29 protein-coding genes are annotated in these 24,969 nt (G+C 40.9%); 26 read left to right on the forward strand and 3 right to left on the reverse strand.

The window, feature by feature from the left end:
• Nucleotides 1-8: 8 nt before the first annotated feature.
• The 13 genes from dapB to lepA all read left to right on the forward strand — a co-directional run bounded on the left by dapB (nt 9) and on the right by lepA (nt 12,130).
• A complete protein-coding gene (dapB, locus tag ODU37_RS03905; protein WP_024395560.1) occupies nt 9-776 on the forward strand; it encodes a 4-hydroxy-tetrahydrodipicolinate reductase in 768 nt (255 codons plus the stop codon).
• On the forward strand, nt 773-1,984 hold the full coding sequence (locus ODU37_RS03910) for a CCA tRNA nucleotidyltransferase (RefSeq protein ID WP_249562388.1): 1,212 nt from the start codon (nt 773-775) through the stop codon (nt 1,982-1,984). The genes dapB and ODU37_RS03910 overlap by 4 nt, the downstream gene beginning before the upstream one ends.
• On the forward strand, nt 1,977-3,845 hold the full coding sequence (locus ODU37_RS03915) for an ABC-F family ATP-binding cassette domain-containing protein (protein WP_249562389.1): 1,869 nt from the start codon (nt 1,977-1,979) through the stop codon (nt 3,843-3,845). Before ODU37_RS03910 ends, ODU37_RS03915 begins: the two co-directional genes overlap by 8 nt.
• Entirely contained in the window at nt 3,846-4,181 is a 336-nt protein-coding gene (locus ODU37_RS03920; RefSeq protein WP_023370404.1) for a hypothetical protein, read from the forward strand.
• Nucleotides 4,182-4,276: 95 nt separating this feature from the next.
• A complete protein-coding gene (locus ODU37_RS03925) occupies nt 4,277-5,236 on the forward strand; it encodes an ROK family glucokinase (RefSeq protein ID WP_249562390.1) in 960 nt (319 codons plus the stop codon).
• A gap of 125 nt (nt 5,237-5,361) precedes the next feature.
• Nucleotides 5,362-5,640, forward strand: coding sequence for a hypothetical protein (locus tag ODU37_RS03930; RefSeq protein WP_012775087.1), 279 nt, complete (start codon nt 5,362-5,364; stop codon nt 5,638-5,640).
• A gap of 11 nt (nt 5,641-5,651) precedes the next feature.
• Nucleotides 5,652-5,954: a hypothetical protein gene (locus tag ODU37_RS03935; RefSeq protein WP_044671131.1), complete on the forward strand. Its 303-nt coding sequence runs from the start codon at nt 5,652-5,654 to the stop codon at nt 5,952-5,954.
• A gap of 52 nt (nt 5,955-6,006) precedes the next feature.
• Complete coding sequence (locus ODU37_RS03940) at nt 6,007-6,846, forward strand: thymidylate synthase (protein WP_029171793.1); 840 nt, start codon at nt 6,007-6,009, stop codon at nt 6,844-6,846.
• Nucleotides 6,847-7,181: 335 nt separating this feature from the next.
• Nucleotides 7,182-7,694, forward strand: coding sequence for a dihydrofolate reductase (locus tag ODU37_RS03945; RefSeq protein ID WP_398580420.1), 513 nt, complete (start codon nt 7,182-7,184; stop codon nt 7,692-7,694).
• Between the two features lie 197 nt (nt 7,695-7,891).
• On the forward strand, nt 7,892-9,118 hold the full coding sequence (clpX, locus tag ODU37_RS03950) for an ATP-dependent Clp protease ATP-binding subunit ClpX (RefSeq protein WP_398580421.1): 1,227 nt from the start codon (nt 7,892-7,894) through the stop codon (nt 9,116-9,118).
• A 60-nt stretch (nt 9,119-9,178) separates the two neighbouring features.
• Entirely contained in the window at nt 9,179-9,766 is a 588-nt protein-coding gene (yihA, locus tag ODU37_RS03955) for a ribosome biogenesis GTP-binding protein YihA/YsxC (RefSeq protein ID WP_398580422.1), read from the forward strand.
• Nucleotides 9,767-9,788: 22 nt separating this feature from the next.
• The gene (gene ndk / locus ODU37_RS03960) at nt 9,789-10,202 is read left to right on the forward strand and encodes a nucleoside-diphosphate kinase (protein ID WP_015646859.1); all 414 of its coding nucleotides are present in this window, start codon (nt 9,789-9,791) and stop codon (nt 10,200-10,202) included.
• A gap of 95 nt (nt 10,203-10,297) precedes the next feature.
• A complete protein-coding gene (lepA, locus tag ODU37_RS03965) occupies nt 10,298-12,130 on the forward strand; it encodes a translation elongation factor 4 (RefSeq protein ID WP_002943192.1) in 1,833 nt (610 codons plus the stop codon).
• Between the two features lie 49 nt (nt 12,131-12,179).
• Here lepA and ODU37_RS03970 read toward each other — a convergent pair whose 3' ends face one another.
• Nucleotides 12,180-12,362 (reverse strand): 4-oxalocrotonate tautomerase, encoded by a 183-nt coding sequence (locus ODU37_RS03970; RefSeq protein ID WP_002934978.1) that lies wholly within the window; start codon nt 12,360-12,362, stop codon nt 12,180-12,182.
• A 134-nt stretch (nt 12,363-12,496) separates the two neighbouring features.
• On the opposite strand from ODU37_RS03970, the gene ODU37_RS03975 reads away from it, so the two are divergent.
• The 13 genes from ODU37_RS03975 to ODU37_RS04035 all read left to right on the forward strand — a co-directional run bounded on the left by ODU37_RS03975 (nt 12,497) and on the right by ODU37_RS04035 (nt 23,009).
• A complete protein-coding gene (locus ODU37_RS03975) occupies nt 12,497-13,804 on the forward strand; it encodes an excalibur calcium-binding domain-containing protein (protein ID WP_398580423.1) in 1,308 nt (435 codons plus the stop codon).
• A 61-nt stretch (nt 13,805-13,865) separates the two neighbouring features.
• On the forward strand, nt 13,866-14,090 hold the full coding sequence (locus tag ODU37_RS03980; protein ID WP_249562394.1) for a hypothetical protein: 225 nt from the start codon (nt 13,866-13,868) through the stop codon (nt 14,088-14,090).
• A gap of 98 nt (nt 14,091-14,188) precedes the next feature.
• Nucleotides 14,189-14,770, forward strand: a complete 582-nt coding sequence (locus ODU37_RS03985; protein WP_002934983.1) for a thymidine kinase — start codon at nt 14,189-14,191, stop codon at nt 14,768-14,770.
• A 451-nt stretch (nt 14,771-15,221) separates the two neighbouring features.
• A complete protein-coding gene (gene prfA, locus ODU37_RS03990; RefSeq protein WP_015646857.1) occupies nt 15,222-16,301 on the forward strand; it encodes a peptide chain release factor 1 in 1,080 nt (359 codons plus the stop codon).
• Nucleotides 16,301-17,134 (forward strand): peptide chain release factor N(5)-glutamine methyltransferase, encoded by an 834-nt coding sequence (gene prmC, locus ODU37_RS03995; protein ID WP_238710370.1) that lies wholly within the window; start codon nt 16,301-16,303, stop codon nt 17,132-17,134. Before prfA ends, prmC begins: the two co-directional genes overlap by 1 nt.
• On the forward strand, nt 17,127-17,729 hold the full coding sequence (locus ODU37_RS04000) for an L-threonylcarbamoyladenylate synthase (RefSeq protein WP_238710413.1): 603 nt from the start codon (nt 17,127-17,129) through the stop codon (nt 17,727-17,729). Before prmC ends, ODU37_RS04000 begins: the two co-directional genes overlap by 8 nt.
• Nucleotides 17,726-18,157 (forward strand): GNAT family N-acetyltransferase, encoded by a 432-nt coding sequence (locus tag ODU37_RS04005; RefSeq protein ID WP_029752302.1) that lies wholly within the window; start codon nt 17,726-17,728, stop codon nt 18,155-18,157. Before ODU37_RS04000 ends, ODU37_RS04005 begins: the two co-directional genes overlap by 4 nt.
• A 23-nt stretch (nt 18,158-18,180) precedes the next feature.
• Nucleotides 18,181-19,440, forward strand: coding sequence for a serine hydroxymethyltransferase (glyA, locus tag ODU37_RS04010; protein WP_014637944.1), 1,260 nt, complete (start codon nt 18,181-18,183; stop codon nt 19,438-19,440).
• Entirely contained in the window at nt 19,440-20,414 is a 975-nt protein-coding gene (locus tag ODU37_RS04015) for a nucleoid-associated protein (RefSeq protein WP_105105105.1), read from the forward strand. The genes glyA and ODU37_RS04015 overlap by 1 nt, the downstream gene beginning before the upstream one ends.
• Nucleotides 20,415-21,014: a lysozyme family protein gene (locus tag ODU37_RS04020; RefSeq protein WP_105105106.1), complete on the forward strand. Its 600-nt coding sequence runs from the start codon at nt 20,415-20,417 to the stop codon at nt 21,012-21,014.
• A 100-nt stretch (nt 21,015-21,114) separates the two neighbouring features.
• Nucleotides 21,115-21,873: an SDR family NAD(P)-dependent oxidoreductase gene (locus ODU37_RS04025; protein ID WP_044758525.1), complete on the forward strand. Its 759-nt coding sequence runs from the start codon at nt 21,115-21,117 to the stop codon at nt 21,871-21,873.
• Between the two features lie 16 nt (nt 21,874-21,889).
• Complete coding sequence (locus ODU37_RS04030) at nt 21,890-22,639, forward strand: DUF6287 domain-containing protein (RefSeq protein ID WP_024385210.1); 750 nt, start codon at nt 21,890-21,892, stop codon at nt 22,637-22,639.
• 22 nt (nt 22,640-22,661) lie between these two features.
• Nucleotides 22,662-23,009, forward strand: a complete 348-nt coding sequence (locus tag ODU37_RS04035; protein ID WP_024378649.1) for an HIRAN domain-containing protein — start codon at nt 22,662-22,664, stop codon at nt 23,007-23,009.
• 28 nt (nt 23,010-23,037) lie between these two features.
• On the opposite strand, the gene ODU37_RS04040 is transcribed toward ODU37_RS04035, so the two are convergent.
• Entirely contained in the window at nt 23,038-23,985 is a 948-nt protein-coding gene (locus ODU37_RS04040) for a hypothetical protein (RefSeq protein ID WP_172087121.1), read from the reverse strand.
• Nucleotides 23,986-24,012: 27 nt separating this feature from the next.
• The gene (locus ODU37_RS04045; protein WP_238710372.1) at nt 24,013-24,801 is read right to left on the reverse strand and encodes a hypothetical protein; all 789 of its coding nucleotides are present in this window, start codon (nt 24,799-24,801) and stop codon (nt 24,013-24,015) included.
• Between the last annotated feature and the right edge of the window lie 168 nt (nt 24,802-24,969).

The following is a 24,969-nucleotide window of genomic DNA, read 5'->3' on the forward strand; positions in this document are numbered from 1 at the left end:
GAGTTTGCATGACAATTAAGGTAATTATCGCAGGATTCAAAGGAAAAATGGGCTCAACGGCTGTTGAGATGGTCAAGGGTGACGCAGAACTTAGTCTGGCTGCCTTGGTAGACCCATTTGCGACAGAAACAGAAGTAGATGGTGTTCCTGTTTTCAAGACCAAAGAAGAAGTTGCCAGCCTAGAAGCTGATGTCTGGGTGGATTTTACAACGCCAAAATTTGCTTATGAAAACACTTGCTTTGCCTTGGAGAACGGCTTTGCACCTGTGGTTGGAACAACGGGCTTTACCCCAGAAGAAATTGAAGAATTAACCGCCTTGTCTGCTGAGAAGGGCTTGGGAGGCTTGATTGCTCCTAACTTTGCTATTGGCGCTATCTTGCTTATGCAATTTGCAGCACAGGCAGCCAAGTATTTCCCAAATCTTGAAATCATTGAATTACACCATGATAAGAAAAAGGATGCACCGAGTGGTACGGCTGTCAAAACGGCCGAACTCATTTCACAAGTCCGTCCGTCACAGACTCAAGGTGCAGCGGATGAAGAAGAACTGATTGCTGGCGCTCGCGGTGCAGAATTTGACGGCTTCCGTATCCACTCAGTACGCTTGCCAGGCCTTGTTGCCCATCAGGAAGTGATTTTTGGGGCACAGGGAGAAGGCTTGACCATTCGTCATGACTCTTACGATCGTATTTCCTTTATGGGCGGTGTCAATCTCGGCATTAAAGAGGTAGTCAAACGCTCACAACTCGTTTATGGTTTGGAACACTTATTATGAAATTAAACAATCTGCCTTCTGAGTTTCAGGAGGCTTTGCCGATTTTAGAGAAAATTAAAGCAGCTGGTTACGAGGCTTATTTCGTTGGCGGTTCCGTTCGTGATGCCATTCTCGGTAGGCCTATTCATGATGTCGATATTGCGACATCCAGCTACCCTCAGGAAACGAAACAAATCTTTTCACGGACTATTGATGTCGGAATTGAACACGGTACGGTGTTGGTATTAGAGGGGAAAAAGGAGTATGAAATCACCACCTTTCGTACAGAGGAGGAGTATGTCGACTTCCGTAGGCCGAGTCAGGTTTCTTTTGTGCGTTCCTTAGAAGAGGATCTCAAACGTCGCGACTTCACAGTCAATGCCTTTGCTCTGGATGAAGATGCACAGATTGTTGACCTCTTTGATGGGATGAATGACTTAGAAAACCGCACCCTACGGGCTGTAGGCATCCCGGCTGAGCGTTTCAACGAAGATGCTCTCCGTATCATGCGTGGATTTCGCTTTGCGGCGACCTTGGACTTTGAGATTGAACCGACGACCTTTGAAGCCATGGTTCAAACCGCACCGCTTTTGGAAAAAATCTCGGTGGAACGTAGTTTTATCGAGTTTGATAAACTCCTGATGGCGGACTTTTGGCGAAAAGGCTTGCGCGCTATGATTGATTCCAAGGCTTACAATTTCTTGCCTGATTTAGCTGGAAAAAGTGATGAATTAGAGGCCATGCTAACAAGTCTGACAGAGGAATTTTGCTTTTCGACATCTGAACAAGCTTGGGCCCTGCTCTTTGTCTGCCTAGGTATTGATAACATCAAGTCCTTCCTGAAAAAATGGAAAACCAGCAATGATTTCCAACGCAGCGTGGTCAAGTTGGTAGAGATTTACCAGCTCCGCCAAGAAGGACCTGTTACCAAGCAAATCTGTTTCAAGTATGGCAAAGAATTCTTGTACTTAGTAGAGGAACTCCGTCAAGCACAAGGTCTTGTTACAGATTTTGCAGCAATTGACAAGATTGACCAAGCCTTGACTATCCATGACAAGCATGAAATTGTTGTCAATGGTGGTCATCTGATGAAAGCATTTGACCTCAAACCTGGTCCAGTACTAGGAGAACTACTCAAAGAGGTGGAATTCCAGATTGTGGAAGGACAGCTGGAAAACGAAGAGCAAGCGATTATGACATTTGTGAAAGGAATTTTAGAGAATGAGTGATTTTATCGTTGAACACCTGACTAAATCTGTCGGTGATAAAACGGTCTTTGCTGATTTGTCTTTCATCATCCATCAGGGCGACCGAATCGGGATTATTGGGGTCAATGGTACTGGAAAGACGACTTTGTTGGATGTTCTGTCAGGTCGCATCGGTTTTGATGGAGACGTGTCGCCTTTTCGCACTAAAAATGCCTATAAAATCGCCTATCTGACCCAGGAACCTGATTTTGATGAAAGTAAGACAGTTTTAGACACCATTCTTTCATCTGACCTCCGTGAAACCCAGCTGATTCGTGAATACGAGCTGCTCTTATCTCATTACGATGAAGCCAGTCAAGCAAGACTGGAGAAAGTCATGGCTGAGATGGATTCTCTCAATGCTTGGGAGATTGAAAGCCAGGTCAAGACTGTCTTGTCGAAACTTGGGCTAACAGACCTCAACAAAACCGTTGCTGAGTTATCGGGTGGTCTACGTAGACGAGTGCAATTGGCCCAAGTCCTCCTTGGCAATGCTGACTTGCTCTTGCTGGATGAACCGACTAACCACCTGGACATTGATACCATTGAGTGGTTGACGACTTTCTTGAAAAATACTAAAAAGTCTGTTCTCTTTATTACCCACGATCGCTATTTCTTGGACAATGTGGCGACACGGATTTTTGAATTGGACCGCGCCAGCTTAACCGAATATCAGGGAAATTACCAGGACTATGTTCGCTTGAAGGCAGAACAGGACGAGCGAGATGCCGCCCTTCGCCATAAGAAAGAGCAGCTCTACAAACAAGAGCTGGCTTGGATGCGCAGACAACCTCAAGCTCGTGCAACCAAGCAACAGGCCCGTATCAATCGTTTCCATGACCTCAAAGGCGATTTAGCCAACAAGATAGACGATAGCGAACTGGAAATCAATTTTGAAACCTCTCGTATCGGTAAAAAAGTCATTAACTTTGAAAATGTCAGCTTTTCCTATCCTGACAAGCCCATTTTAAAAGACTTTAACCTGCTCATTCAAAACAAGGACCGCATAGGAATTGTCGGTGATAATGGTAAAGGAAAATCTACCTTACTCAATCTTATTGCAGGTGATTTGCAGGCAGACAGCGGTAAGGTAGATATTGGTGAAACTATCCGTATCGGTTATTTTTCTCAGACCATCAAGGGCTTGGACGAAAGCAAGCGGGTCATCAATTTCTTGCAGGAAGTGGCAGAAGAAGCTAAGACGACATCTGGTATGGTTTCTATTGCCGAACTCTTAGAACAATTCCTCTTCCCACGTAATACCCATGGTACCCTGATTGAAAAGTTGTCTGGTGGGGAGAAGAAGCGACTTTATTTGCTGAAGATTCTCTTGCAACGGCCCAATGTTCTCTTACTAGATGAGCCGACCAACGACTTGGACATAGCGACTCTGACAGTCTTGGAACATTTCTTGCAGGGCTTTACTGGTCCAGTCATTACCGTTAGTCACGACCGTTATTTCCTAGACAAGGTAGCCAATAAAATCTTGGCTTTCGAAGATAGCGGTATAGAGACTTTCTTTGGCAACTACACAGACTATCTGGATGAGAAGGCCTTTCTGGCTTCCAGCTCTGCCATTTCCTTGGAAAAACCAAAGGAGAAAACCGAGAAGGTCAAAGAGAACAAGAAGCGGATGTCCTACTTTGAGAAGCAGGAATGGGCAACCATCGAAGAGGATATTGCTGACTTGGAGGAGCGGATTGCGAAAATCGAGGCGGAAATGCTGACCTGTGGTAGTGATTTTACAAAATTGTCCGATTTGCAGAAGGAATTGGATGAGAAAAACGACCTGCTCTTGGAAAAATATGAGCGGTATGAGTATTTGAGCGAACTGGAGGGCTAGATGAAAGTTCTTGTCATGTCATATATGGTCATCTATCTCTTGGTGACCTTGGGAGCGGCTTTGTTTAGCTATCTAAAGACCCAAAAAATGAATACATTGCGCTTGATTTTAACTATCCTATCCATGATATTGCTGACAAGCACCTTGTATTTTTATAGTCAGTCTTATCACGACTTGCAGATGGTGGGGTTTGCTTTGGGATTTACCTTTATTTCTACTCTTTTTCTCTATAATGGAACGAAAGAAGGTAGTAATTTTACGACAGTTATGCTCTTTTCCATTGGAAGGTTTATCTTACATATTCAATTTTTAATTTTGCTCTATCTCTTTCGATAGAGCAATTTATTTTTATCCGTACAAATTTTTGCAAAGGCTTTACGCAAACCTTTGCATTGTGTTATAATAAAGAAAATACATTTGAGGTGATGATTATGTCTAAAAAAATTATCGGTATTGACCTTGGGGGAACTTCTGTTAAATTGGCCATTTTGACTACTGAAGGAGAAATTCAAGAAAAATGGTCTATCAAGACCAATATTTTGGATGAGGGAAGTCACATTGTACCTGATATTATTGACAGTATCAAGCAGCGATTTGAAACCCATGGTTTGACAAAAGATGACTTTTTGGGTGTTGGTATGGGGTCTCCTGGTATCGTTGATAGTGAAGCTGGCACTGTTATCGGAGCCTATAACCTCAACTGGAAGACCTTGCAATTGGTTAAAGATCAGTTTGAATCTGCGCTCGGTTTACCATTCTTTATCGACAATGATGCAAACGTAGCAGCTCTAGGTGAGCAGTGGGTTGGTGCTGGAAACAACAATCCAAACGTTGTCTTTATGACGCTTGGTACAGGTGTTGGTGGCGGAGTCATCGCTGCTGGAAACTTGATTCGTGGTGTCAAAGGCGCTGGTGGCGAATTGGGCCATATCACAGTTGACTTTGATGAGCCATTTGCATGTACTTGTGGTAAGAAAGGTTGCTTGGAAACCGTGGCTTCAGCGACAGGTATTGTCAACCTTAGCCGTCGTTATGCGGACCAATACGCAGGCGATGCAAAACTGAAACAAATGATTGATGATGGGCAAGATGTAACGGCTAAAGATGTCTTTGATTTGGCAAAAGAAGGCGATGACTTGGCTTTGATTGTCTACCGTCACTTCTCAGAATACTTAGGTGTTGCTTGTGCAAACATTGCTGCAGTCCTCAATCCAGCCTACATCGTTCTGGGTGGTGGTGTATCAGCTGCGGGAGAGTTCTTATTGGATGGCGTTCGTAAGGTCTTTGCTGAAAATAGCTTCCCACAAATTAAGGAAAGTACACAAATTGTTTTGGCAACACGTGGTAATGATGCAGGTGTATTGGGCGCAGCATCACTTGTTTTGAAATAATAACTGAAGCAGGGGAAACTCTGCTTTTTTTCAATTCCGCTGTCACATTTTCTTTATATACATATATTGAAAAATGTAGTATTTAAGCGTACAATGAAAGTGTAAAGAGAAAGGAGTGTCACCTTATGAAACAGGTAAACATGTCTAAAATAATCAACTATCTGACCATTCTTGGTTTATTGATTTTGTTATCTGCTTTTTTCCTTGATAACTGGATTCGTGACTGGTTTTTCCCGTCTAGCTGGGGAAACGTAGCAACCATGTTGATTCTCCCTCTACTGGGGGCTCTAATTCTCATACTATCTATCTATTATAAAAAATTGTGGACTGGTTTGATTAGTATCTTCTTAATAATCTCATTTCCTCTGATATTCGGTATTGGCTACTTTATATTTGGCCCCTAGAAGGAGCGGTTATGAACCTGACTTTACTAAAAAGATTAAATCTAGTTTTGTATGGTATCGCAATTTTTCTCTTCGTCATGCTATTTTTGCCAATAGGGCAATGGTTTGATATTGTAAATGTGAATTTTAAACTAACATTTTTCATCATTCCATTTTTCGGACTAGCCAGCTTACCAACGGCTATTTACACTAAAAATGTTCGTCAGATATTGTTGAGTGTTCTCTTGGTTGCCTTGTATTTTATACAGTTCAGCCTAATAACTGCCCTATCTGGTTTGTTCCACCTTAATTTTTATTCATTCTTTTTCAAATGAGAACTCCGGTGCAAAACTGGAGTTTTTTGCTAGAATTTGCTATACTAAGACCATGACTAAAGCAGATATTATTTTTAAAGAAAACATTCGTAAGATTATGGAAGAGGGCGTTTTTTCAGAAAATGCTCGCCCACGTTACAAGGATGGAAATGTAGCTAATTCCAAGTACGTTACAGGTGCCTTTGCTGAATATGATTTGTCTAAGGGCGAGTTTCCTATTACAACACTTAGACCTATTCCAATTAAGTCGGCCATCAAGGAAATTCTCTGGATTTACCAAGACCAGACCAATGATTTGTCGGTTTTACAGGAAAAATACGGTGTCCAATATTGGAATGACTGGGAAGTTGAAGGGACAGGGACAATCGGTGAACGTTACGGTGCTATTGTGAAAAAACATGACATCATTTCAAAAATCCTCAAGCAATTGGAGGAAAATCCATGGAATCGCCGCAATGTGATTTCTTTGTGGGATTATGAAGCGTTTGACCAATCTGCAGGTCTCTTGCCATGTGCCTTTCAGACTATGTTTGACGTTCGACGAGTGAATGGGGAGATTTACCTGGATGCAACTCTAACTCAGCGGTCAAATGATATGCTAGTAGCCCATCATATCAACGCGATGCAGTATGTAGCCCTTCAGATGATGATTGCTAAACATTTTGGCTGGAAGGTTGGGAAGTTTTTCTATTTCATCAACAATCTTCACATCTATGACAATCAGTTTGAACAAGCTGAAGAATTGCTCCGTCGTACACCATCTGAAGTAGAGCCTCGTTTGGTCTTGAACGTCCCAGACGGAACAAACTTTTTTGATATTAAAGCAGAAGATTTTGAGTTGGTGGACTATGAGCCGGTTAAGCCGCAGTTAAAATTCGATCTAGCAATTTAACTGGATTAGCAGTGAAGAACTTCGTTCTTTTACCTCGCTTCTTTATTTTTAGGCTCGGGCTGAAACAATTCCCCGACCTGTTTCACTTCCAACCTTCAACAGTCTATACTCAGACTTTTGAAGCCAGTTAAACCGCAACTTAATTTTGACTTAGCGATTTAAGATGAGGGGCTTTCCAACACCAGCGAGGTTCACATTCTACGAATCTCGGACTCCTCCCTATCTCTGAGGAGTTGGTGATAGTTTCAACATGATAAAAATTTGCGCTTGGCCTACTTGGTAAGTGCATTTTTCATGTTTTTTTGATAGAATGATAGGACGGAAAGTGAGAGAAAATGACTAAAAAGATTGTTGCCATTTGGGCTCAAGATGAAAATGGATTGATTGGAAAAGGTGATAGACTTCCTTGGTCATTGCCAGCTGACTTCGCTCATTTCAAAGAAACGACAACAGGTCACACGATGGTGATGGGACGTATAACCTTCGACGGCATGGGTAAACGTGCTCTTCCCAATCGTCACACCATCGTTTTGACAACGGATAAAACCTATCAACTAGAGAGTGAACGTGTTAACATTTTACACAGTGTGGAAGATGTCCTAGATTGGTATAACAAGCAGGAGCAGACACTATTTGTGCTTGGTGGGGGACAAATTTTTACTGCTTTTGCACCTTACATTGAAACATTAATAGTGACAGATATTCACGGTCAATTTAATGGCGATGTGTATTTTCCGAAAGCATTTCCTATGGAGAAATTTCAGCTACAAAGCGCCAATTTACGTCCAAAAGACGAGAAAAACCCGTATGATTTTACAATAAAAACCTATGAAAGAAGAGATGGTTAGGCATGGAGAGAAGTTTATTCGGTTTATTTTCAGTACTTCTCTGTGGAATATGTGTTCTTTGTGCGATTCAAGCCTTTAGAAAGAAACGATTTGGTTTAGCTATTTTATTTTTGTTGAATGCATTTACCAATCTGGTTAATAGCATTCATGCCATTTATGGCTTTTTATTTAGATAAGAGATATGAAAGAGGAATTACATGGCTGTTAAGCATACCCATGAGTTGATTTATTGCTCATTTTGTGGAAAAAATCAAGAAGAAGTTAAAAAAATTATTGCAGGAAACAATGTCTTCATTTGTAATGAGTGTGTGGAGTTAGCTCAAGAAATTATTCGTGAAGAACTAGCAGAAGAAGTGTTGACAGACTTGGCTGACACACCTAAGCCACAGGAATTGCTCGATATTTTAAACAATTATGTTATTGGACAAGATCGTGCAAAACGTGCCTTGGCAGTAGCTGTTTACAACCACTACAAACGTATCAATTTCCAAGATAACCGTGATGAAAGCGATGTCGACTTGCAAAAATCAAATATCCTCATGATTGGTCCAACTGGTTCTGGTAAGACCTTCTTGGCTCAAACCTTGGCTAAAAGTTTGAATGTACCATTCGCCATTGCAGATGCGACAGCATTAACTGAGGCTGGTTACGTTGGTGAAGACGTGGAAAATATCCTTCTTAAACTCTTGCAGGCAGCGGATTTTAACATTGACCGTGCTGAGAGAGGAATTATCTATGTGGATGAAATTGATAAGATTGCCAAAAAAGGTGAAAATGTATCCATTACCCGCGATGTTTCGGGTGAAGGTGTCCAACAGGCTCTCTTGAAAATCATTGAGGGAACAGTTGCCAGCGTGCCACCACAAGGCGGACGCAAGCATCCTAACCAAGAAATGATCCATGTGGATACCAAAAACATTTTATTCATCGTAGGTGGTGCTTTTGATGGTATCGAGGAAATTGTCAAACAGCGTCTAGGTGAGAAAATCATCGGTTTCGGTCAAAACAACCGTGCTATTGATGAAAAAGATTCATATATGCAACACATTATCGCTGATGATATTCAAAAATTTGGTATCATTCCAGAGTTGATTGGTCGCTTGCCTGTATTTGCAGCTTTAGACCAGTTAACAACAGAAGATTTGGTTCGCATCTTGACGGAGCCTAAGAATGCACTGGTTAAACAATACCAAACGCTATTGTCTTACGATGATGTAGAGTTGGATTTTGACGAGGATGCCTTGTTGGCCATTGCTGAGAAGGCGATCGAGCGGAAAACAGGAGCGCGTGGACTTCGTTCCATTATCGAAGAAACCATGTTGGATGTCATGTTTGAAGTTCCAGGTCAAGATGAAGTCAAACGTGTGCGAGTGACAAAAGCAGCAGTAGATGGCAAGGAAAAACCATTGCTTGAAACAGCTTAAAGAAGTACAAGGAGGGGTGTGAGCTACGAGCTTTCTCCCCTTATTTATGAAAGGTAAACAATGGAAATCAATACACATAATGCTGAAATTCTGCTAAGTGCAGTTTCAAAGGCCCAATATCCAGAAGATGATATTCCTGAAATCGCCCTAGCTGGTCGGTCAAATGTTGGAAAATCTTCCTTTATCAATACCCTTTTGGGAAGAAAAAATCTAGCTCGTACTTCGGGAAAACCAGGAAAGACCCAGCAGTTAAACTTTTACAATATTGATGATAAGATTCGTTTTGTCGATGTGCCCGGTTATGGCTATGCCAAGGTTTCCAAGATTGAGCGTGCTAAATGGGGCAAAATGATTGAAGAGTATTTGACGACACGAGAAAATCTACGTGTTGTGGTGAGTTTAGTAGACATGCGTCATGAGCCATCAGCAGATGATGTTCAAATGTATGATTTCTTGAAATATTATGAAATTCCTGTTATTATTGTGGCAACGAAGGCTGATAAAATCCCACGAGGAAAGTGGAATAAGCACGAATCGATGATTAAAAAGAAATTGGATTTTGATAAAAATGATCAATTCGTTATCTTTTCTTCTGAGACTCGTCACGGATACGATCAGGCATGGGATGCTATCTTAAGTAACATCTAATAAACAGTCCAGGAGAAAAATCATGGAACGTACTTTCTTCATCATCAAACCAGATGCTCTTAAGCGTGGACTTGCAGGACAAATTCTTTCACGTATCGAACGCAGGGGATTTCAAATCCGAGATTTAAAAATGGTTACAGCGACAGAAGAGCTAATCAGTCAACATTATGATCATTTGACAGATAAAACTTTCTTCCCGCAATTAGTACAATATATGACGAGCGGGCCGATGATAGCTGGCATTATAGAAGGCCCAGAAATTATCAAATCTTGGCGAGATATGATGGGAGCTACCAATCCAGTAAACGCCCTACCTGGGACTATTCGTGGAGATTTTGCGACAGCGCCCGTTGAGGGAATTGTGGCAAATGTCGTTCATGGCTCAGATAGTGCAGAAGCAGCCGAACGCGAGATCGGTCTTTGGCTGGGAAAATAGCAGAGCAGACACCTAGTTTTCTAGGTGTTTTTCTTATGGAAAATTATCACTAAATCTGATATAATGAGGTGTAATACCCTTGTAGAGGAAGAAACATGAATTTAGAAGATTTGAAAAAACGACAGGAGAAAATTCGTAATTTCTCCATTATTGCTCACATAGACCATGGTAAATCAACCTTGGCTGACCGTATTCTTGAGAAGACAGAAACAGTTTCCAGCCGTGAAATGCAAGCCCAGTTGCTAGATAGTATGGACTTGGAACGCGAGCGTGGCATCACAATTAAACTCAACGCAATCGAACTCAACTATACAGCTAAAGATGGAGAGACATACATTTTCCACTTGATTGACACACCAGGACACGTTGACTTTACCTATGAAGTATCGCGTTCTCTTGCGGCCTGTGAGGGGGCTATTTTAGTGGTGGATGCGGCTCAAGGGATTGAAGCACAGACCTTGGCTAACGTTTACCTAGCCTTGGACAATGATTTGGAAATCTTGCCAATCATTAACAAGATTGACCTACCAGCAGCAGACCCAGAACGTGTCCGTCAGGAAATCGAAGATGTGATTGGTTTGGATGCTTCTGAAGCAGTGCCAACATCAGCCAAGGCAGGTATTGGTATCGAGGAAATCTTGGAGCAGATCGTGGAGAAGGTTCCAGCACCGACTGGTGATGTCGAAGCTCCATTGCAAGCCTTGATTTTTGACTCGGTTTACGATCCGTATCGAGGCGTTATCCTGCAAGTTCGTATCGTCAATGGTGTGGTAAAACCTGGTGATACCATTCAGATGATGAGCAATGGTAAGACTTTCGATGTGACGGAAGTGGGGATTTTCACACCCAAAGCAATCGGTCGTGATTACTTGGCGACTGGTGATGTTGGTTACATTGCAGCCTCCATCAAGACAGTTGCAGATACCCGTGTCGGTGATACAGTGACCTTGGCAGAAAATCCTGCCAGCGAGCCACTAGCGGGCTACAAGCAGATGAATCCAATGGTCTTTGCAGGTATCTATCCAATCGATTCCAACAAGTACAATGACCTCCGTGAAGCCTTGGAAAAGCTCCAACTCAACGATGCCAGCTTACAGTTTGAGCCAGAAACATCGCAGGCCCTCGGCTTTGGTTTCCGTTGTGGCTTCTTAGGTCTCCTGCACATGGATGTTATTCAGGAACGGATTGAGCGTGAGTTTAACATTGACCTCATCATGACAGCACCGTCGGTTGTCTACCATGTCAACATGACGGACGGTGAAATGATTGATGTAGCCAACCCATCCGAATTCCCAGACCCAACCAAGATCGCCACTATCGAAGAGCCTTACGTTAAGGCACAAATCATGGTACCACAGGAATACGTCGGTGCAGTCATGGAATTGGCCCAACGCAAACGCGGTGACTTTGTGACTATGGATTACATCGATGATAATCGTGTCAATGTCATCTACCAAATTCCACTTGCGGAGATTGTTTTTGACTTCTTTGACAAACTTAAGTCATCCACTCGTGGTTATGCCAGCTTCGACTATGAGATTTCTGAATACCGTTCATCCAAGTTGGTGAAAATGGATATTCTCCTCAATGGCGATAAGGTCGATGCCCTCAGCTTTATCGTCCACAAGGAATTTGCCTACGAACGTGGGAAAATTATCGTGGACAAACTCAAGAAAATCATTCCGCGTCAACAGTTTGAAGTACCAATACAAGCAGCTATCGGTCAGAAAATTGTTGCCCGTAGCGACATCAAGGCTCTTCGGAAGAACGTTTTGGCCAAGTGTTATGGTGGTGACGTTTCCCGTAAACGCAAACTCCTAGAAAAGCAAAAAGCTGGTAAAAAACGGATGAAGGCCATCGGATCTGTCGAAGTCCCACAAGAAGCCTTCCTCAGCGTTCTCAGCATGGATGAAGACGATAAGAAATAAACTTGATACAAAGAAACACTCCTGCATTTTCTTGCAAGAGTGTTTTCTCTTATTTTCGTTTCATTTCACCTTGTGGGTAGTAAGTCCCTTCAGGCATATCATTGATGAAGACATGAATGGCTTCTTTGGGCGCATTAGTATTACGAGATACAACTTCGGTAACTTCACGTGCTAAGGCAATCTTTTGTTCTTCTGTGCGTCCTTCAAACAAATCAATACGTACAAATGGCATATATTTCCTCCTTTATTTTTCGTTTATTGTACCATAGTTTTTATGATTCTCCAAGGATATTTTCATAAGATATTGCAAAATATATTTATATTTTGTTATAATAATATCACAACAAACAATAAGGAGAATGATTTATGTTTAAGAAAAAAGCAACTCAGATAGTTAGCGAAACGTCAATTAAAAAATCTAGAAAGTTTCTTAATCGGAAAACAGCAGGAATAACTGGTGGCATCCTACTTACAACATTTATCGGTTCACAATTAATGACTGCTGAGCTTCCAAAAAAAGATGACCTTTATGGACAACAGTATGTAACAGTCGTAAAACATCTTCAGGAAGCAGGTTTTAAAAATATTCAGGGGGTGGAACTTAGTGATTTAGAATTTGGAAAAATAGGTGAAAGCAATCTTGTCGAACTCGTCTCTGTTGACGGAGAAGATTGGAAGGAAGGACGTGCTTTAAAAAACATCTCAATTACAATCTCCTACCATGTTCCCAAAAAAGATGCCGTTGAATTCAACCTACCAGCTTCTAAAAATTTAGCAGATGTCGAGAAAGAGCTGAAAGATTCAGGTTTTAAGCAAGTCGAACTAACTCCTGTTCTGCTAGTAGAAGAAGGCAATGCGGACAAAAAAGATAAAATTGATCGCCTTCAAATCGGAAATCACACCTATCAATCCAATCATTTTTACTCTACTAGTCTCCCTGTCACATTAACCTATTTTGACGTTAGCAAAGATAACATCAAACTACCAGAAAATCTAGCAGAGGCTAAAACAAAACCAGAGCTCGAAAAACAACTAAAATCAGCAGGATTTACAGACATAAAGTGGACTGCTGTTGCAGACAAGGATAAAGCAAAGCACGAAAAAATTCAAAAAATTAGTCTAGGTGGTGCAGAGATTCAATTGCCCACCAAACAGGAGATTATCAGCAAAAAATCAACCCCCATTGTAATTACCTACTACGATTTCTCTAGCTTCGCTGAACTGCCATCATCCATTTCAACGAAAACAGCTACAGATACTAAAAAATTGTTTACCGACGGTGGTTTTTCTCAAGTATCTGAAGTAGCAACAGAGACCAATGAAATTGCTAAAAACGGACAAATCATTGCGGTCGAGATTGACGGAAAATCTTTTAACGAGATGAACGATAAGGTCATCAAAAAAGATAGCAAAGTCATTATCAAATATTGGAATGCTGAAAAAGCTATTGCTGAGAAAGCACGTAAAGAGGAGGAAGAACGTCTCGCCGCCGAAGCGCAAAAAATGGCAGAAGCACAGAGCCAAGTTCAGCAATTTGCTGCTACACCATCTCAAAACACATATTATCCAAATTGTAAGGCAGTTAGACAAGCAGGAGCTGCACCTATCTATCGTGGAGAACCAGGTTACGGTAGTCATTTAGACCGTGATGGAGATGGAGTTGGGTGCGAGTAAGAAAAAACATTAACAACGTTTACATTGCATGCTATACTGCTCTTATAAGGAGGGATTACTCATGGCCTATAAATACCGTATGATTTTATCGTTCCTACTCGCTGGATTATGTTTGTATCTAGTAGCAACTGTTTTTGCCAAGAGTATCTGGGAAGGACCATTGTTTCTTGCATTTTCTTTTTACAGCCTGATATATGGTTGTGTTATGCTCTACAAGTGGAAACCAACGGCAGCTAAAATCATTTTCCAATGTATTGGAGAATTTCTCTCTTTACCATGGTTTTAATATCAAACAAGCTCAAAACGGGCTTGTTTTTCTATTTCCTAAATGGTCAATTTATGATAGAATGGAAGGAGTGAAAATTTAAGATTGGAAAGAGAAAAGTGGCTCAATTATATTATAAATATGGGACAATGAACTCAGGAAAAACCATTGAGATTTTGAAGGTTGCCCACAACTATGAAGAACAAGGAAAACCTGTTGTTATCATGACATCTGCACTTGATACTCGTGATGCCTTTGGTGTTGTATCCAGTCGTATAGGCATGAGAAGAGATGCAGTGGCGATTGACGATGATATGGATATCTTTGGTTTTATTGAAAAAATGGAACCGCGTCCTTACTGTGTTCTCATTGATGAAGCACAATTTCTTCGACGTCATCATGTCTACGCACTTGCTCGCGTAGTCGATGAATTAGATGTACCCGTTATGGCTTTCGGTCTTAAAAATGATTTCCGAAATGAACTATTTGAAGGTTCCCAACATTTGCTCTTATTGGCTGATAAATTAGATGAAATCAAAACAATCTGCCAATATTGTTCTAAAAAAGCGACAATGGTTTTGAGAACACAGGATGGAAAACCTACTTATGAAGGAGAACAAATCCAAATTGGTGGCAATGAAACCTACATTCCTGTCTGTCGCAAACATTATTTTTCACCAGAAATTAAAGAATTACCCTAATTTTTGAAAATGAAATGAGAAGCGACTGTAAACTGAGCATCTGTATAGAACTGAATTTGCCTATGACTCTGTGCCAATTTTCATGACTTACATACTACGGCAAAGGAATTGAACACGCCCTACAAGCTGTGTCAAAAAGATAATTTCTCCAAGTGTTTGTAACACTTGGTCAAAATTCCTATTTTGACTGTGCTTGCTTAACGGGCTTTGTATCTTAATGGAATTGAACACGCCCTACAAGCTAACTAGAAGTGTGTTCGGTCAAATATTTAGAAAGGAATTGAATACGGGCTACGAACTGTGCCTGTTTCACGACCTACATATTACAGAAAGGAATTGAATACGGGCTACGAACTGTGCAAAAAAGATAGTTTTTCCTAGGACGCTTTCGTCCTTCGTCAAAACTCCTATTTTTGCTTTGTTCGTTTAACGCCCTTAATATCTTAAAATTATGAACATCTATGATCAATTACAGGCGGTGGAAGACCGCTACGAGGAACTTGGTGAATTGTTGTCTGACCCTGATGTAGTCAGCGATACCAAGCGTTTTATGGAGTTGTCTAAGGAAGAAGCTGCAACTCGTGATACAGTAACAGCCTACCGCGAATATAAGACTGTACTTCAAAACATTGTCGATGCAGAAGAGATGATTAAAGAATCTTCTGGTGATGCTGACTTGGAGGAAATGGCTAAGGAAGAACTCAAACAAGCTAAGGCTGATAAAGAAGCTTACGAAGAAAAGCTGAAAATCCTTCTTTTACCAAAAGACCCTAATGATGATAAAAACATCATCTTGGAAATCCGTGGTGCCGCAGGTGGTGATGAAGCTGCCCTCTTTGCAGGCGACCTCTTGACCATGTACCAAAAGTATGCAGAAGGTCAAGGCTGGCGTTTTGAAGTCATGGAGGCTTCTTATAATGGTGTCGGCGGTATCAAAGAAGTTGTTGCCATGGTCTCTGGTCAATCCGTTTATTCAAAACTCAAGTATGAATCAGGAGCTCACCGTGTTCAACGTGTCCCTGTGACAGAAAGCCAAGGTCGTGTCCACACCTCAACAGCAACCGTTCTAATCATGCCAGAAGTTGAAGAAGTGGAATATGACATCGATCCAAAAGATCTTCGTGTCGATATTTACCACGCTTCTGGTGCTGGTGGACAGAACGTCAACAAGGTTGCGACTGCCGTGCGTATCGTTCACTTGCCAACCAACATCAAGGTGGAAATGCAGGAAGAGCGTACTCAGCAGAAAAACCGTGAAAAGGCCATGAAGATTATCCGTGCCCGTGTTGCGGATCACTTTGCACAGATTGCCCAGGATGAGCAGGATGCTGAGCGTAAATCAACTATCGGTACAGGTGATCGTTCAGAGCGCATCCGTACATACAACTTCCCACAAAACCGTGTGACAGACCACCGTATCGGCTTAACCTTGCAAAAGCTGGATACTATCTTGTCAGGTAAGATGGACGAAGTCGTAGATGCCCTTGTTCTCTACGATCAAACGCAAAAACTAGAAGAGCTTAACAAATAATGAATTACGCTCAATTATTTGCAGCATACGAAGAACAATTAGTCGCAATCGGTGAAGAGGCAGAATCCCTGTCCTTCACCTTTCGTGGCTTAAAGGGATTGAACTTTACGGAATTTCTCCTCCTGCTCCGTCAGGAAGTCACACCGGCTGACAAAGAAGAGATTGATGCGATTTTTCAGCAACTTTCCCAGCACCGACCCGCCCAGTACATTATCGGCAAGGCTGATTTTCATGGCTTGGAGTTTGCGGTGGATGAGCGAGTCTTGATTCCAAGACCTGAAACGGAAGAATTAGTTGATTTGATTTTGCAGGAAAATAGCGGAGCAAGTTTGCGTATCTTAGACATCGGTACAGGAAGCGGTGCCATAGCTATTTCCCTTGCAAAAGCTAGACCTGATTGGGAAGTGGTAGCGCTTGACATTTCAAAGGATGCCCTAGCAGTGGCTCAGGAAAATGCAAGAACCAACCAAGTCTCTGTTCACTTTCTAGAATCGGATGTCTTTCAAGCTGTGACAGGGCAATTTGACATCATTGTTTCTAATCCGCCCTATATCTCACCAGATGACACAGACGAAATTGGACTCAATGTATTGACTTCTGAGCCTCATCTTGCCTTATTTGCGGAAGAAGATGGCATGGCTATCTATAGACAAATTGCGGAGCAAGTAGGGGCATTTTTGAAGGAAAATGGAAAACTCTACTTTGAAATTGGCTACAAGCAAGGGCAAAATCTAACCGACTTACTCGCTCTGCATTTCCCCAAAAAGCGAATTAGAGTCCTCAAAGACCAATTTGGACAGGATAGAAAGGTCGTAGCGGATGACAATGGATAAACTCCAAACAATTCTTGAAAATGGTGGTGCTGTTATCCTTCCAACTGAAACAGTCTATGGGCTTTTTGCCCAAGCCTTGAATGAAGATGCAGTCAATCGTGTCTATCAGTTGAAACAGCGTCCGAGGGACAAGGCAATGAATTTAAATGTCTCAAATCTGAACGATATTTATTTTTTCAGTCAAAATACACCCTTTTTTCTGGAGAAACTGTATAATAGATTTATGCCAGGACCACTAACGATTATCCTGAAAGCGAACGAAAAAGTTCCTTTTTGGGTTAATTCTGGACTGGATACTGTTGGATTTCGTCTTCCCAATCACGAACAAACCTTACGTTTGATTTCAGAGGCTGGCCCACTTATTGGACCGTCCGCCAATATTTCAGGAAACGAAAGTGGCAAGAAGTTTTCGGACATCCAGGCACAATTTTCAGTTGATTTGCCTGGCATTGAGGATGACCAAGCTCTGACAGGCATTGATTCAACGATTTTGGACCTTTCTGGACAGAAAGCGCGGATTTTGCGCCAAGGTGCTATCAGCCGCGAAGAGATTCAGAAAGCCATTCCCGAAATAGAATTTGAGGTAGTTTTATGATTCGTCCCATTGAGAAAGGTGACTTGGTAGTCATCCGAGAAATCAATGCTCAATCCTTAGGGTATGATTGTTCATTGGAACAAACTGAGCGACAGTTTTTTAGATGCACGAGCACATTGGGGCATATCTTGTTGGTCTATATAGATGACATAAGCGGCGCAGTGCAAGGCTACATTCACGCACAAGTCTATGAAAGTCTCTATTCGGATACAGGCCTCAATATTCTCGGACTAGCTGTTTTGCCTGATCATCAAGGACAAGGGATTGGAGCAAGCCTGCTGAAAGCCGTTGAGCAAATTGCACAGAAAGAGGGCTACCATTTTATTCGCCTCAATTCTGCTGAAAGTCGTCTCCAAGCCCATCTTTTCTACGAAAAGAATGGCTATCACTCCGATAAAATGCAGAAGCGTTTTATCAAGCACATTTAGCCCAATACAAAGGAGTACCGTATATGATTTTTGACAAAGTTAACTACAAAGAATTTGATAAAGAAGTTTGGGAAGCTATCCAAGCTGAAGAAAAACGCCAACAAAATAATATCGAATTGATTGCGTCTGAAAACGTTGTTTCTAAAGCTGTTATGGCAGCTCAAGGTTCTATTTTGACCAATAAATACGCAGAAGGCTACCCAGGTCGTCGTTACTATGGCGGTACGGAATGCGTTGACGTAGTTGAAAGTTTAGCTATTGAACGTGCTAAAGAAATATTCGGTGCAAAATTTGCTAACGTTCAGCCACACTCAGGTAGCCAAGCCAACTGTGCTGCTTACATGGCCTTGATTGAGCCAGGAGACACTGTTATGGGAATGGACTTAGCTGCAGGTGGTCACTTGACTCACGGAGCATCAGTTAGCTTCTCAGGACAAACTTACAACTTTGTAGCTTACAATGTTGACGAAGAAACTGGCTTGCTTGATTACGATGCAATTTTAAAACAAGCAAAAGAAGTACAGCCAAAATTGATTGTAGCAGGTGCTTCAGCCTATGCACGTACAATTGACTTTGCTAAATTCCGCGAAATTGCAGATGCAGTGGGTGCCAAACTGATGGTGGATATGGCTCATATTGCTGGTCTTGTAGCAGCAGGTCTTCATCCGAACCCAGTGCCACATGCCCATATTACAACAACTACGACTCACAAAACTCTTCGTGGGCCACGTGGTGGTTTAATTTTGACCAATGATGAAGAGCTCATCAAGAAAATCAACTCAGCCATCTTCCCAGGCATCCAAGGTGGTCCATTAGAGCATGTCATTGCTGCAAAAGCCGTATCTTTCAAAGAAGTTTTGGACCCAGCTTTCAAAGACTATGCTCAGAAAGTGATTGAGAACAGCAAGGCCATGGCCGAAGTCTTCCTTGCAAACCCTAACTTTAAAGTCATCACAGGAGGAACAGACAACCATCTCTTCCTCGTTGATGTGACCAAAGTTGTTGAAAATGGTAAAGTTGCTCAGCATCTCTTGGATGAAGTAAATATTACTCTCAATAAAAACTCAATTCCTTACGAAAAACTCTCACCATTCAAAACAAGCGGTATCCGTATTGGCTCTGCGGCCATTACTGCTCGCGGTTTTGGAGTAGAGGAAGCTCGCAAGGTTGCACAACTAACTATCAAAGCACTTGAAAATGCAGAAAATGAAACTGCTCTTGAGGAAGTCCGTCAAGAAGTGCGTGCTTTGACAGATCAATTCCCACTTTACGAAGGTTTATAATGGATATATTTGTAAAAAAAGCCATCATACATCAATTTAGTCCTGATGATACAGAGCTGGTCCTTGCCGACCAGCTTTTGACTGTTAGCCCAAAAATAGAAGAATATTTGCGTAAAAAGATTGAACGTGTCTTTTCTGATGAAGCAAAAACAGGACAATTTAACCCCGACAATCCTTTTCTTGACTATTTAGATAGTGACCTACTGACCAACTCTGTCAAGATTGCTAATCTATGGAAAGAAGAATTTTCAATTTCTGAGAATTTAAAAACCAATGACCTCATTTTCATAGAGTTTGAACGAAATGGTGTGGAACATTTTGCCTTTTTGAGAATCTCACTGCGTGAAAATCTCACCCACGTTGGTCTGGAAAGCGGAAGTCCTTTAAAAATCACCCAGAATAATTTACCTGGAGCAGGTTCAGCACCTGATGAAGCCTTGATTGTCAATCTTCAAACGCGGAAGTATCATTTGATTGAGAAAAGAATCAAACACAATGGAGCCTTCCTCAATTATTTCTCAGATAATCTTCTGCAAGTTACACCAGCTATTTCTGCAAAAAAATCAATCAAAGCAGTAGAGCAAACTGCACAGAAGATTGCTGACAATTTCCATCAAGGCGATTTTCAATTTCAATCGAAAGTCAAGTCAGCTATTTTTAACAATTTGGAAGAAGATAATGAGCTTTCACCCGAAAAATTGGCTGATCAGTTATTCGATAACAACCTGACCGCTCGTTTAAATTTCGTCGATCAACTGAAAGAGGTCATACCTGATAAGATTTCCTTCGATGAAATTGATAGTAGCCGTCAACTTAAGAAATTTGAAAATCAGAAGCTATCTTTATCAAACGGAATTGAGTTGATTGTGCCAAATGCAATCTATGAGGATGCAGAATCGGTTGAGTTTATTCAAAATGACAACGGAACCTATTCTATTCTTATCAAAAATATTGAAGACATAAAGAGCAAGTAAATGAAAAAACTGATACGTACGCTGATACTTCTTTTGCTGATTTTTCTCGGTTACAAATTCTATCAAACCTACAGTGCAGTCAAGCAAGTGATGACCTATCAAACTATGGTACAAGAAGTATTGGCAGAAAACGACACACCAACTAATGAAGAACTAGTCCTAGCAATGATTTACACAGAAACCAAAGGACAAGAAGCAGATGTCATGCAATCAAGTGAGTCCGCTACTGGCTATGCTAACACTATCACGGATAGTAGAGAGAGTATCAGGCAAGGAATTATCTACCTAACAGAAAACCTACGGTTGGCTGAGGAAAAAGGAGTAGAGGTTTGGACAGCAGTTCAGGCATATAATTTCGGTCCAGCCTACATCGACTATATTGCTGAGCATGGTGGAGAACATACACTCTCTTTAGCTAAAGAATACTCCAGAACAGTAGTAGCACCAAGCTTAGGGAATACTACAGAAGAAACATATACCTATTTTCATCCCTTGGCTTTGCTAAATGGTGGGAAGTTATATGTAAATGGTGGAAATATCTACTATGCTAGACAGGTTCGTTTTAATATGCACCTGATGCGCCTCATTAATTTATTTTAATACCTATCAAACTCATCGGAAATCTGATGAGTTTTTAACTACAGCATTTTTACAAACTAGGTAAAATTGTAGTATAATAAAGAGAATAGGAGACAGAGTGATGAAACGAAATGTATTGATTACAGGCGCAAGTAGTGGTATTGGCAAAGCAATCGCTTATGTGTTTGCTGCTAATAGTGATAATATCATCATTACAGGACGAAGATTGGACAAACTAGAAGAAATTAAGCAAGATATTGAAAAGCAATACCATGTTCAGGTATCAGTTCATTCATTTGATATTACGAATATGGAACAAACGATTGTAAATTGTCAAAAAATCTTAGAAGAAGTTGGACAAATTCATATTTTGGTAAACAATGCTGGCCTGGCATTGGGATTGGACAAATTCCAAGACTATGATTTGACTGACATGATGACAATGATTGATACCAATATTAAAGGATTACTAACTGTGACACGTCAGTTATTGCCACAAATGGTTGAAAATAATGAGGGTCATATTATCAATATTGGCTCAACGGCCGGTATTTACGCCTATGCAGGAGCTGCTGTCTATGCTGCAACCAAATCAGCTGTCAAGGTGCTTTCAGACGGGATCCGTATTGACACGATTGATAAAAATATCAAGGTAACTACGTTACAACCCGGTATCGTTGAGACTGATTTTAGCCAAGTCCGTTTTCATGGAGATAAAGAGAGAGCAGCGACAGTCTATCAAGGAATTGATGCTCTTCAAGCAAATGATATTGCCAGCTGTACTCTATTTGTTGCAAATCAACCTGCACACGTGCAGATTTCTGATATGACCATTATGGCAACCAAACAGGCAACTGGCTTTACTATTCATAGAGATTAGAGGGGAGATAGCTAGAATGAAAAGAAAATATTTAGCACTCGCTCTTGGCTTGCTCACTATCATGTCGCTTTCTGCCTGTCAAACTGAAAAGAAGGGCAGTTCTGCAAGTACCTCAACTGCTGATACCCAGGTTTCTAATGCCAATACAAGCACGTCATCAACAATCCAACGTGAGATTTCTCTTAGTTCTATGGATATAGATGCTCTAATGCAAGGCAATTACGATAGTATACTAGGCACCTGGCAAAATAGCCAAGGAAATTCACTAGTCTTCAATAGCAAAGGATTAGTAGCAGATAGCCAGTCCTTACTTGGCCGCGGAAAAATAACTGACGGAATTTTTGAAACAGGCTATGTAGACACAACGATTGGCGATGTAACACTATTAATGATTCCCAAAGGAACACAAGCAAATACAACTGAGACAGACACTACTGACTCTACGCGCGATAGAATGATTGTAATAAGCCAAGAAACAACAGCAGACGTGGTAGATGTCTATTATCGCTTGACCAATTCAGCCACTAGCGGTATAGACCCATTAAAAAATACTGAAACAGGCGTCCAGTTGGATAGTGGACCAAAAACGATTGATTATGCCAACTCAATTTTAGGCGAAAACAATTGGCGCGTCATTGAAGGTAACTACACGCGCACCGAATCTATTCCTTATAATATTTTGGAAGGCGATGATAATGCCCGTTACACTATTTACCAAAACGGTGTTATTATCAATGCAGATTATCAAATTGTTTATCAACCATAATGATTCTCTAGGAGGTTAGACCATGACATTCACATCATTTGAACCAACACGCAATGTGCAAGATTTTCATTTGGCAGCCTTTGCCTACTATGATGGACTAGATGTAATCGACCAACTCAAGCCAGGAACACCTGTTCAGCTAGTCGGAGAACCTTCAAACCCACATGACTCAGAAGCTGTAGCAATCTTTTATCAGGGCACAAAGTTAGGATATATCCCATCGGATAAAAACTCACTAATCAGCCGGTTAATCTATTTTGGACACGGCGATATTCTAGAGGCACGTATTCAGATGTCCAATACAGAAAATCATCCTGATCGCCAGTTTCGAGTCGTTGTAAAACTAAAAGATAATCGTAAGAATGGTTAGGTCGGTAATTTACCAACCTAACCATTTTCTACTTAACACGGAGCTGTGCTCTCCGTTTTTGTTCTTCAATAATGCTTAAAAAGGCTGCAAACTCCCTATCTAGGCGATGTTGGTAGGCCTTATTTTTTATTGTGAGATCTTCCAGGAACACTGGATAGGTTCCTTTTTTATACAATTCTCCTTGAAAGAAGAAGCGGTCAGATAATTTATCAACTGAAACAAGAGAAGAACGCCAGCGGCTTTTACGAGAATGAGAAGGTTTCCAAGATATTTTTAATTGCTTCTCATAAAAGTACCAGCCCATAATATAGATTTTAGTAATCTGATTTCGTTTTCTGTCTTGATAGAAACAAGGAACTGCATAAACATTTCCATGCTTTGTTTGCAAAAAAGGATGGAAATCTTTTATCTTTTCGTATTCTTTCTTTGGAATAAGGGTTAATTGATTATCCTTAATAACCTTCTTTTCATCAATAGTATATGAATAACGGTAGGGGTCATAAATGGTTGATTGTCCACGCGCTCTATAACGCTCTGCCATTTCCTTAAAAATAGGTAAACGTCCATAACCATCCATCAGACTAGATAGACTAAGTCCTCGTCGATTATTATTTTTCTTCACACCAAGAATCTGGCAGGTAGGCCAATAATTGATAGGAATGGCTCCTAATCCGACCAAAAGACCGGCGCTGTCAAAATGACTAGCAAAGCGTACCTCACAAGTGTGACCAGTCTCATTTTTCAAATCAACAAATACAGGTTGCTTGTCCTGTTCAAAAACAATTATATAATTTCCAGAAGACTCCGTATTTTCTCTAATTGGAACGGTGTAGAAGTGGTGAAAATTTGGTAATTCTAGTAACTTTCCAAGTGTTGATGTTTTCATAACACAAGTATAACAAAAAATATTTTTCAAATCCACAAAAATGTTTAATTTGTTAAACAAAAATATAAAGAAGCCGGGAAAGACATCCATGACGACTTTCCCACTCCCACCGTTTATTCAAGGATAGGTGATAATTGTCTTATCTACCGAATCTTCTAAAGCCTGGCGCGATTCTTCTGATAAACGCAAATCTGCAAGGGTTTGTTCTGAAAAATAGTAGGGATTTAGACTATCTACAAATGCAGAAATTGAAATGACAGCTTTCTCCAATATCAGAGATTTTTCAGTGTAAGCAAAGGGAATAGCAGACCAATCATCACTCTCGAACATTTCTAAAATATCTTTTTGAACTTGAATTTCAGCCTCATTTTTAGCTGAAACTAGGATTGTTTTTAGTTTAGTACGAAAACTCTCCTTGTCTTGCACCAAGTCTTCCAAGGTCAGCAAGCTTTCATCTGCCTTCTCATAAAAAATATCTAATTCCGTCTCTGACGAAGTAGTCACATGGAGCCAGTCAGCCTTGATACTGGTTTTCATTACTGCATAGGCAGAAGTATTTTCAAAGGGACTGCTGCGCGTTTGAGGATAGAGAACAATCCACTCTTTCTGGAATAGATTGTCAGGTTTAGCTATTTTCAGTTCCTCCTCAGAAGCTGTACCAATCCGCTGGCTGATAGCAGTAGTGTCATCTTGCTGAAAGAATCCAATGATACGCGGATTTTGCGGACCACCAATAGCATCAATTTTTGTTCCTAGATCATTAATAATGCGTATGTTCAAGGGATGCCACTGCTCATTTAATAGTCTATTTTGCTCTTTTTCGAGCCAGTAGATTCCGATACAAGATAGTCCAGTGGCAATAAGCAAGACAAGTAACAGCACTTTCGAGTATTTCAGCACAGCCATCATACCTTTCTAAAACGTTTTCATTCACATATTATCATATAAAAATATCAAAAGCAACTATTTTGAGGTACCGCATTAAACGGTTACACAAGTATATAAATTCTAAGTTTACGACAGGAATGTTTAATGATAAAATATAGGTAAATTCGAACTCATAATTTAATAGGT

The organism is Streptococcus sp. 2021WUSS109, assembly GCF_044427305.1.
Taxonomy (GTDB): Bacteria; Bacillota; Bacilli; order Lactobacillales; family Streptococcaceae; genus Streptococcus; species Streptococcus suis.

Coding starts and splice junctions, on each gene's coding strand:
- dapB (WP_024395560.1), top strand. CDS start 9: ATGACAATTAAGGTAATTATCGCAGGATTCAAAGGAAAAATGGGCTCA.
- ODU37_RS03910 (WP_249562388.1), top strand. CDS start 773: ATGAAATTAAACAATCTGCCTTCTGAGTTTCAGGAGGCTTTGCCGATT.
- ODU37_RS03915 (WP_249562389.1), top strand. CDS start 1,977: ATGAGTGATTTTATCGTTGAACACCTGACTAAATCTGTCGGTGATAAA.
- ODU37_RS03920 (WP_023370404.1), top strand. CDS start 3,846: ATGAAAGTTCTTGTCATGTCATATATGGTCATCTATCTCTTGGTGACC.
- ODU37_RS03925 (WP_249562390.1), top strand. CDS start 4,277: ATGTCTAAAAAAATTATCGGTATTGACCTTGGGGGAACTTCTGTTAAA.
- ODU37_RS03930 (WP_012775087.1), top strand. CDS start 5,362: ATGAAACAGGTAAACATGTCTAAAATAATCAACTATCTGACCATTCTT.
- ODU37_RS03935 (WP_044671131.1), top strand. CDS start 5,652: ATGAACCTGACTTTACTAAAAAGATTAAATCTAGTTTTGTATGGTATC.
- ODU37_RS03940 (WP_029171793.1), top strand. CDS start 6,007: ATGACTAAAGCAGATATTATTTTTAAAGAAAACATTCGTAAGATTATG.
- ODU37_RS03945 (WP_398580420.1), top strand. CDS start 7,182: ATGACTAAAAAGATTGTTGCCATTTGGGCTCAAGATGAAAATGGATTG.
- clpX (WP_398580421.1), top strand. CDS start 7,892: ATGGCTGTTAAGCATACCCATGAGTTGATTTATTGCTCATTTTGTGGA.
- yihA (WP_398580422.1), top strand. CDS start 9,179: ATGGAAATCAATACACATAATGCTGAAATTCTGCTAAGTGCAGTTTCA.
- ndk (WP_015646859.1), top strand. CDS start 9,789: ATGGAACGTACTTTCTTCATCATCAAACCAGATGCTCTTAAGCGTGGA.
- lepA (WP_002943192.1), top strand. CDS start 10,298: ATGAATTTAGAAGATTTGAAAAAACGACAGGAGAAAATTCGTAATTTC.
- ODU37_RS03970 (WP_002934978.1), bottom strand. CDS start 12,362: ATGCCATTTGTACGTATTGATTTGTTTGAAGGACGCACAGAAGAACAA.
- ODU37_RS03975 (WP_398580423.1), top strand. CDS start 12,497: ATGTTTAAGAAAAAAGCAACTCAGATAGTTAGCGAAACGTCAATTAAA.
- ODU37_RS03980 (WP_249562394.1), top strand. CDS start 13,866: ATGGCCTATAAATACCGTATGATTTTATCGTTCCTACTCGCTGGATTA.
- prfA (WP_015646857.1), top strand. CDS start 15,222: ATGAACATCTATGATCAATTACAGGCGGTGGAAGACCGCTACGAGGAA.
- prmC (WP_238710370.1), top strand. CDS start 16,301: ATGAATTACGCTCAATTATTTGCAGCATACGAAGAACAATTAGTCGCA.
- ODU37_RS04000 (WP_238710413.1), top strand. CDS start 17,127: ATGGATAAACTCCAAACAATTCTTGAAAATGGTGGTGCTGTTATCCTT.
- ODU37_RS04005 (WP_029752302.1), top strand. CDS start 17,726: ATGATTCGTCCCATTGAGAAAGGTGACTTGGTAGTCATCCGAGAAATC.
- glyA (WP_014637944.1), top strand. CDS start 18,181: ATGATTTTTGACAAAGTTAACTACAAAGAATTTGATAAAGAAGTTTGG.
- ODU37_RS04015 (WP_105105105.1), top strand. CDS start 19,440: ATGGATATATTTGTAAAAAAAGCCATCATACATCAATTTAGTCCTGAT.
- ODU37_RS04020 (WP_105105106.1), top strand. CDS start 20,415: ATGAAAAAACTGATACGTACGCTGATACTTCTTTTGCTGATTTTTCTC.
- ODU37_RS04025 (WP_044758525.1), top strand. CDS start 21,115: ATGAAACGAAATGTATTGATTACAGGCGCAAGTAGTGGTATTGGCAAA.
- ODU37_RS04030 (WP_024385210.1), top strand. CDS start 21,890: ATGAAAAGAAAATATTTAGCACTCGCTCTTGGCTTGCTCACTATCATG.
- ODU37_RS04035 (WP_024378649.1), top strand. CDS start 22,662: ATGACATTCACATCATTTGAACCAACACGCAATGTGCAAGATTTTCAT.
- ODU37_RS04040 (WP_172087121.1), bottom strand. CDS start 23,985: ATGGATGTCTTTCCCGGCTTCTTTATATTTTTGTTTAACAAATTAAAC.
- ODU37_RS04045 (WP_238710372.1), bottom strand. CDS start 24,801: ATGGCTGTGCTGAAATACTCGAAAGTGCTGTTACTTGTCTTGCTTATT.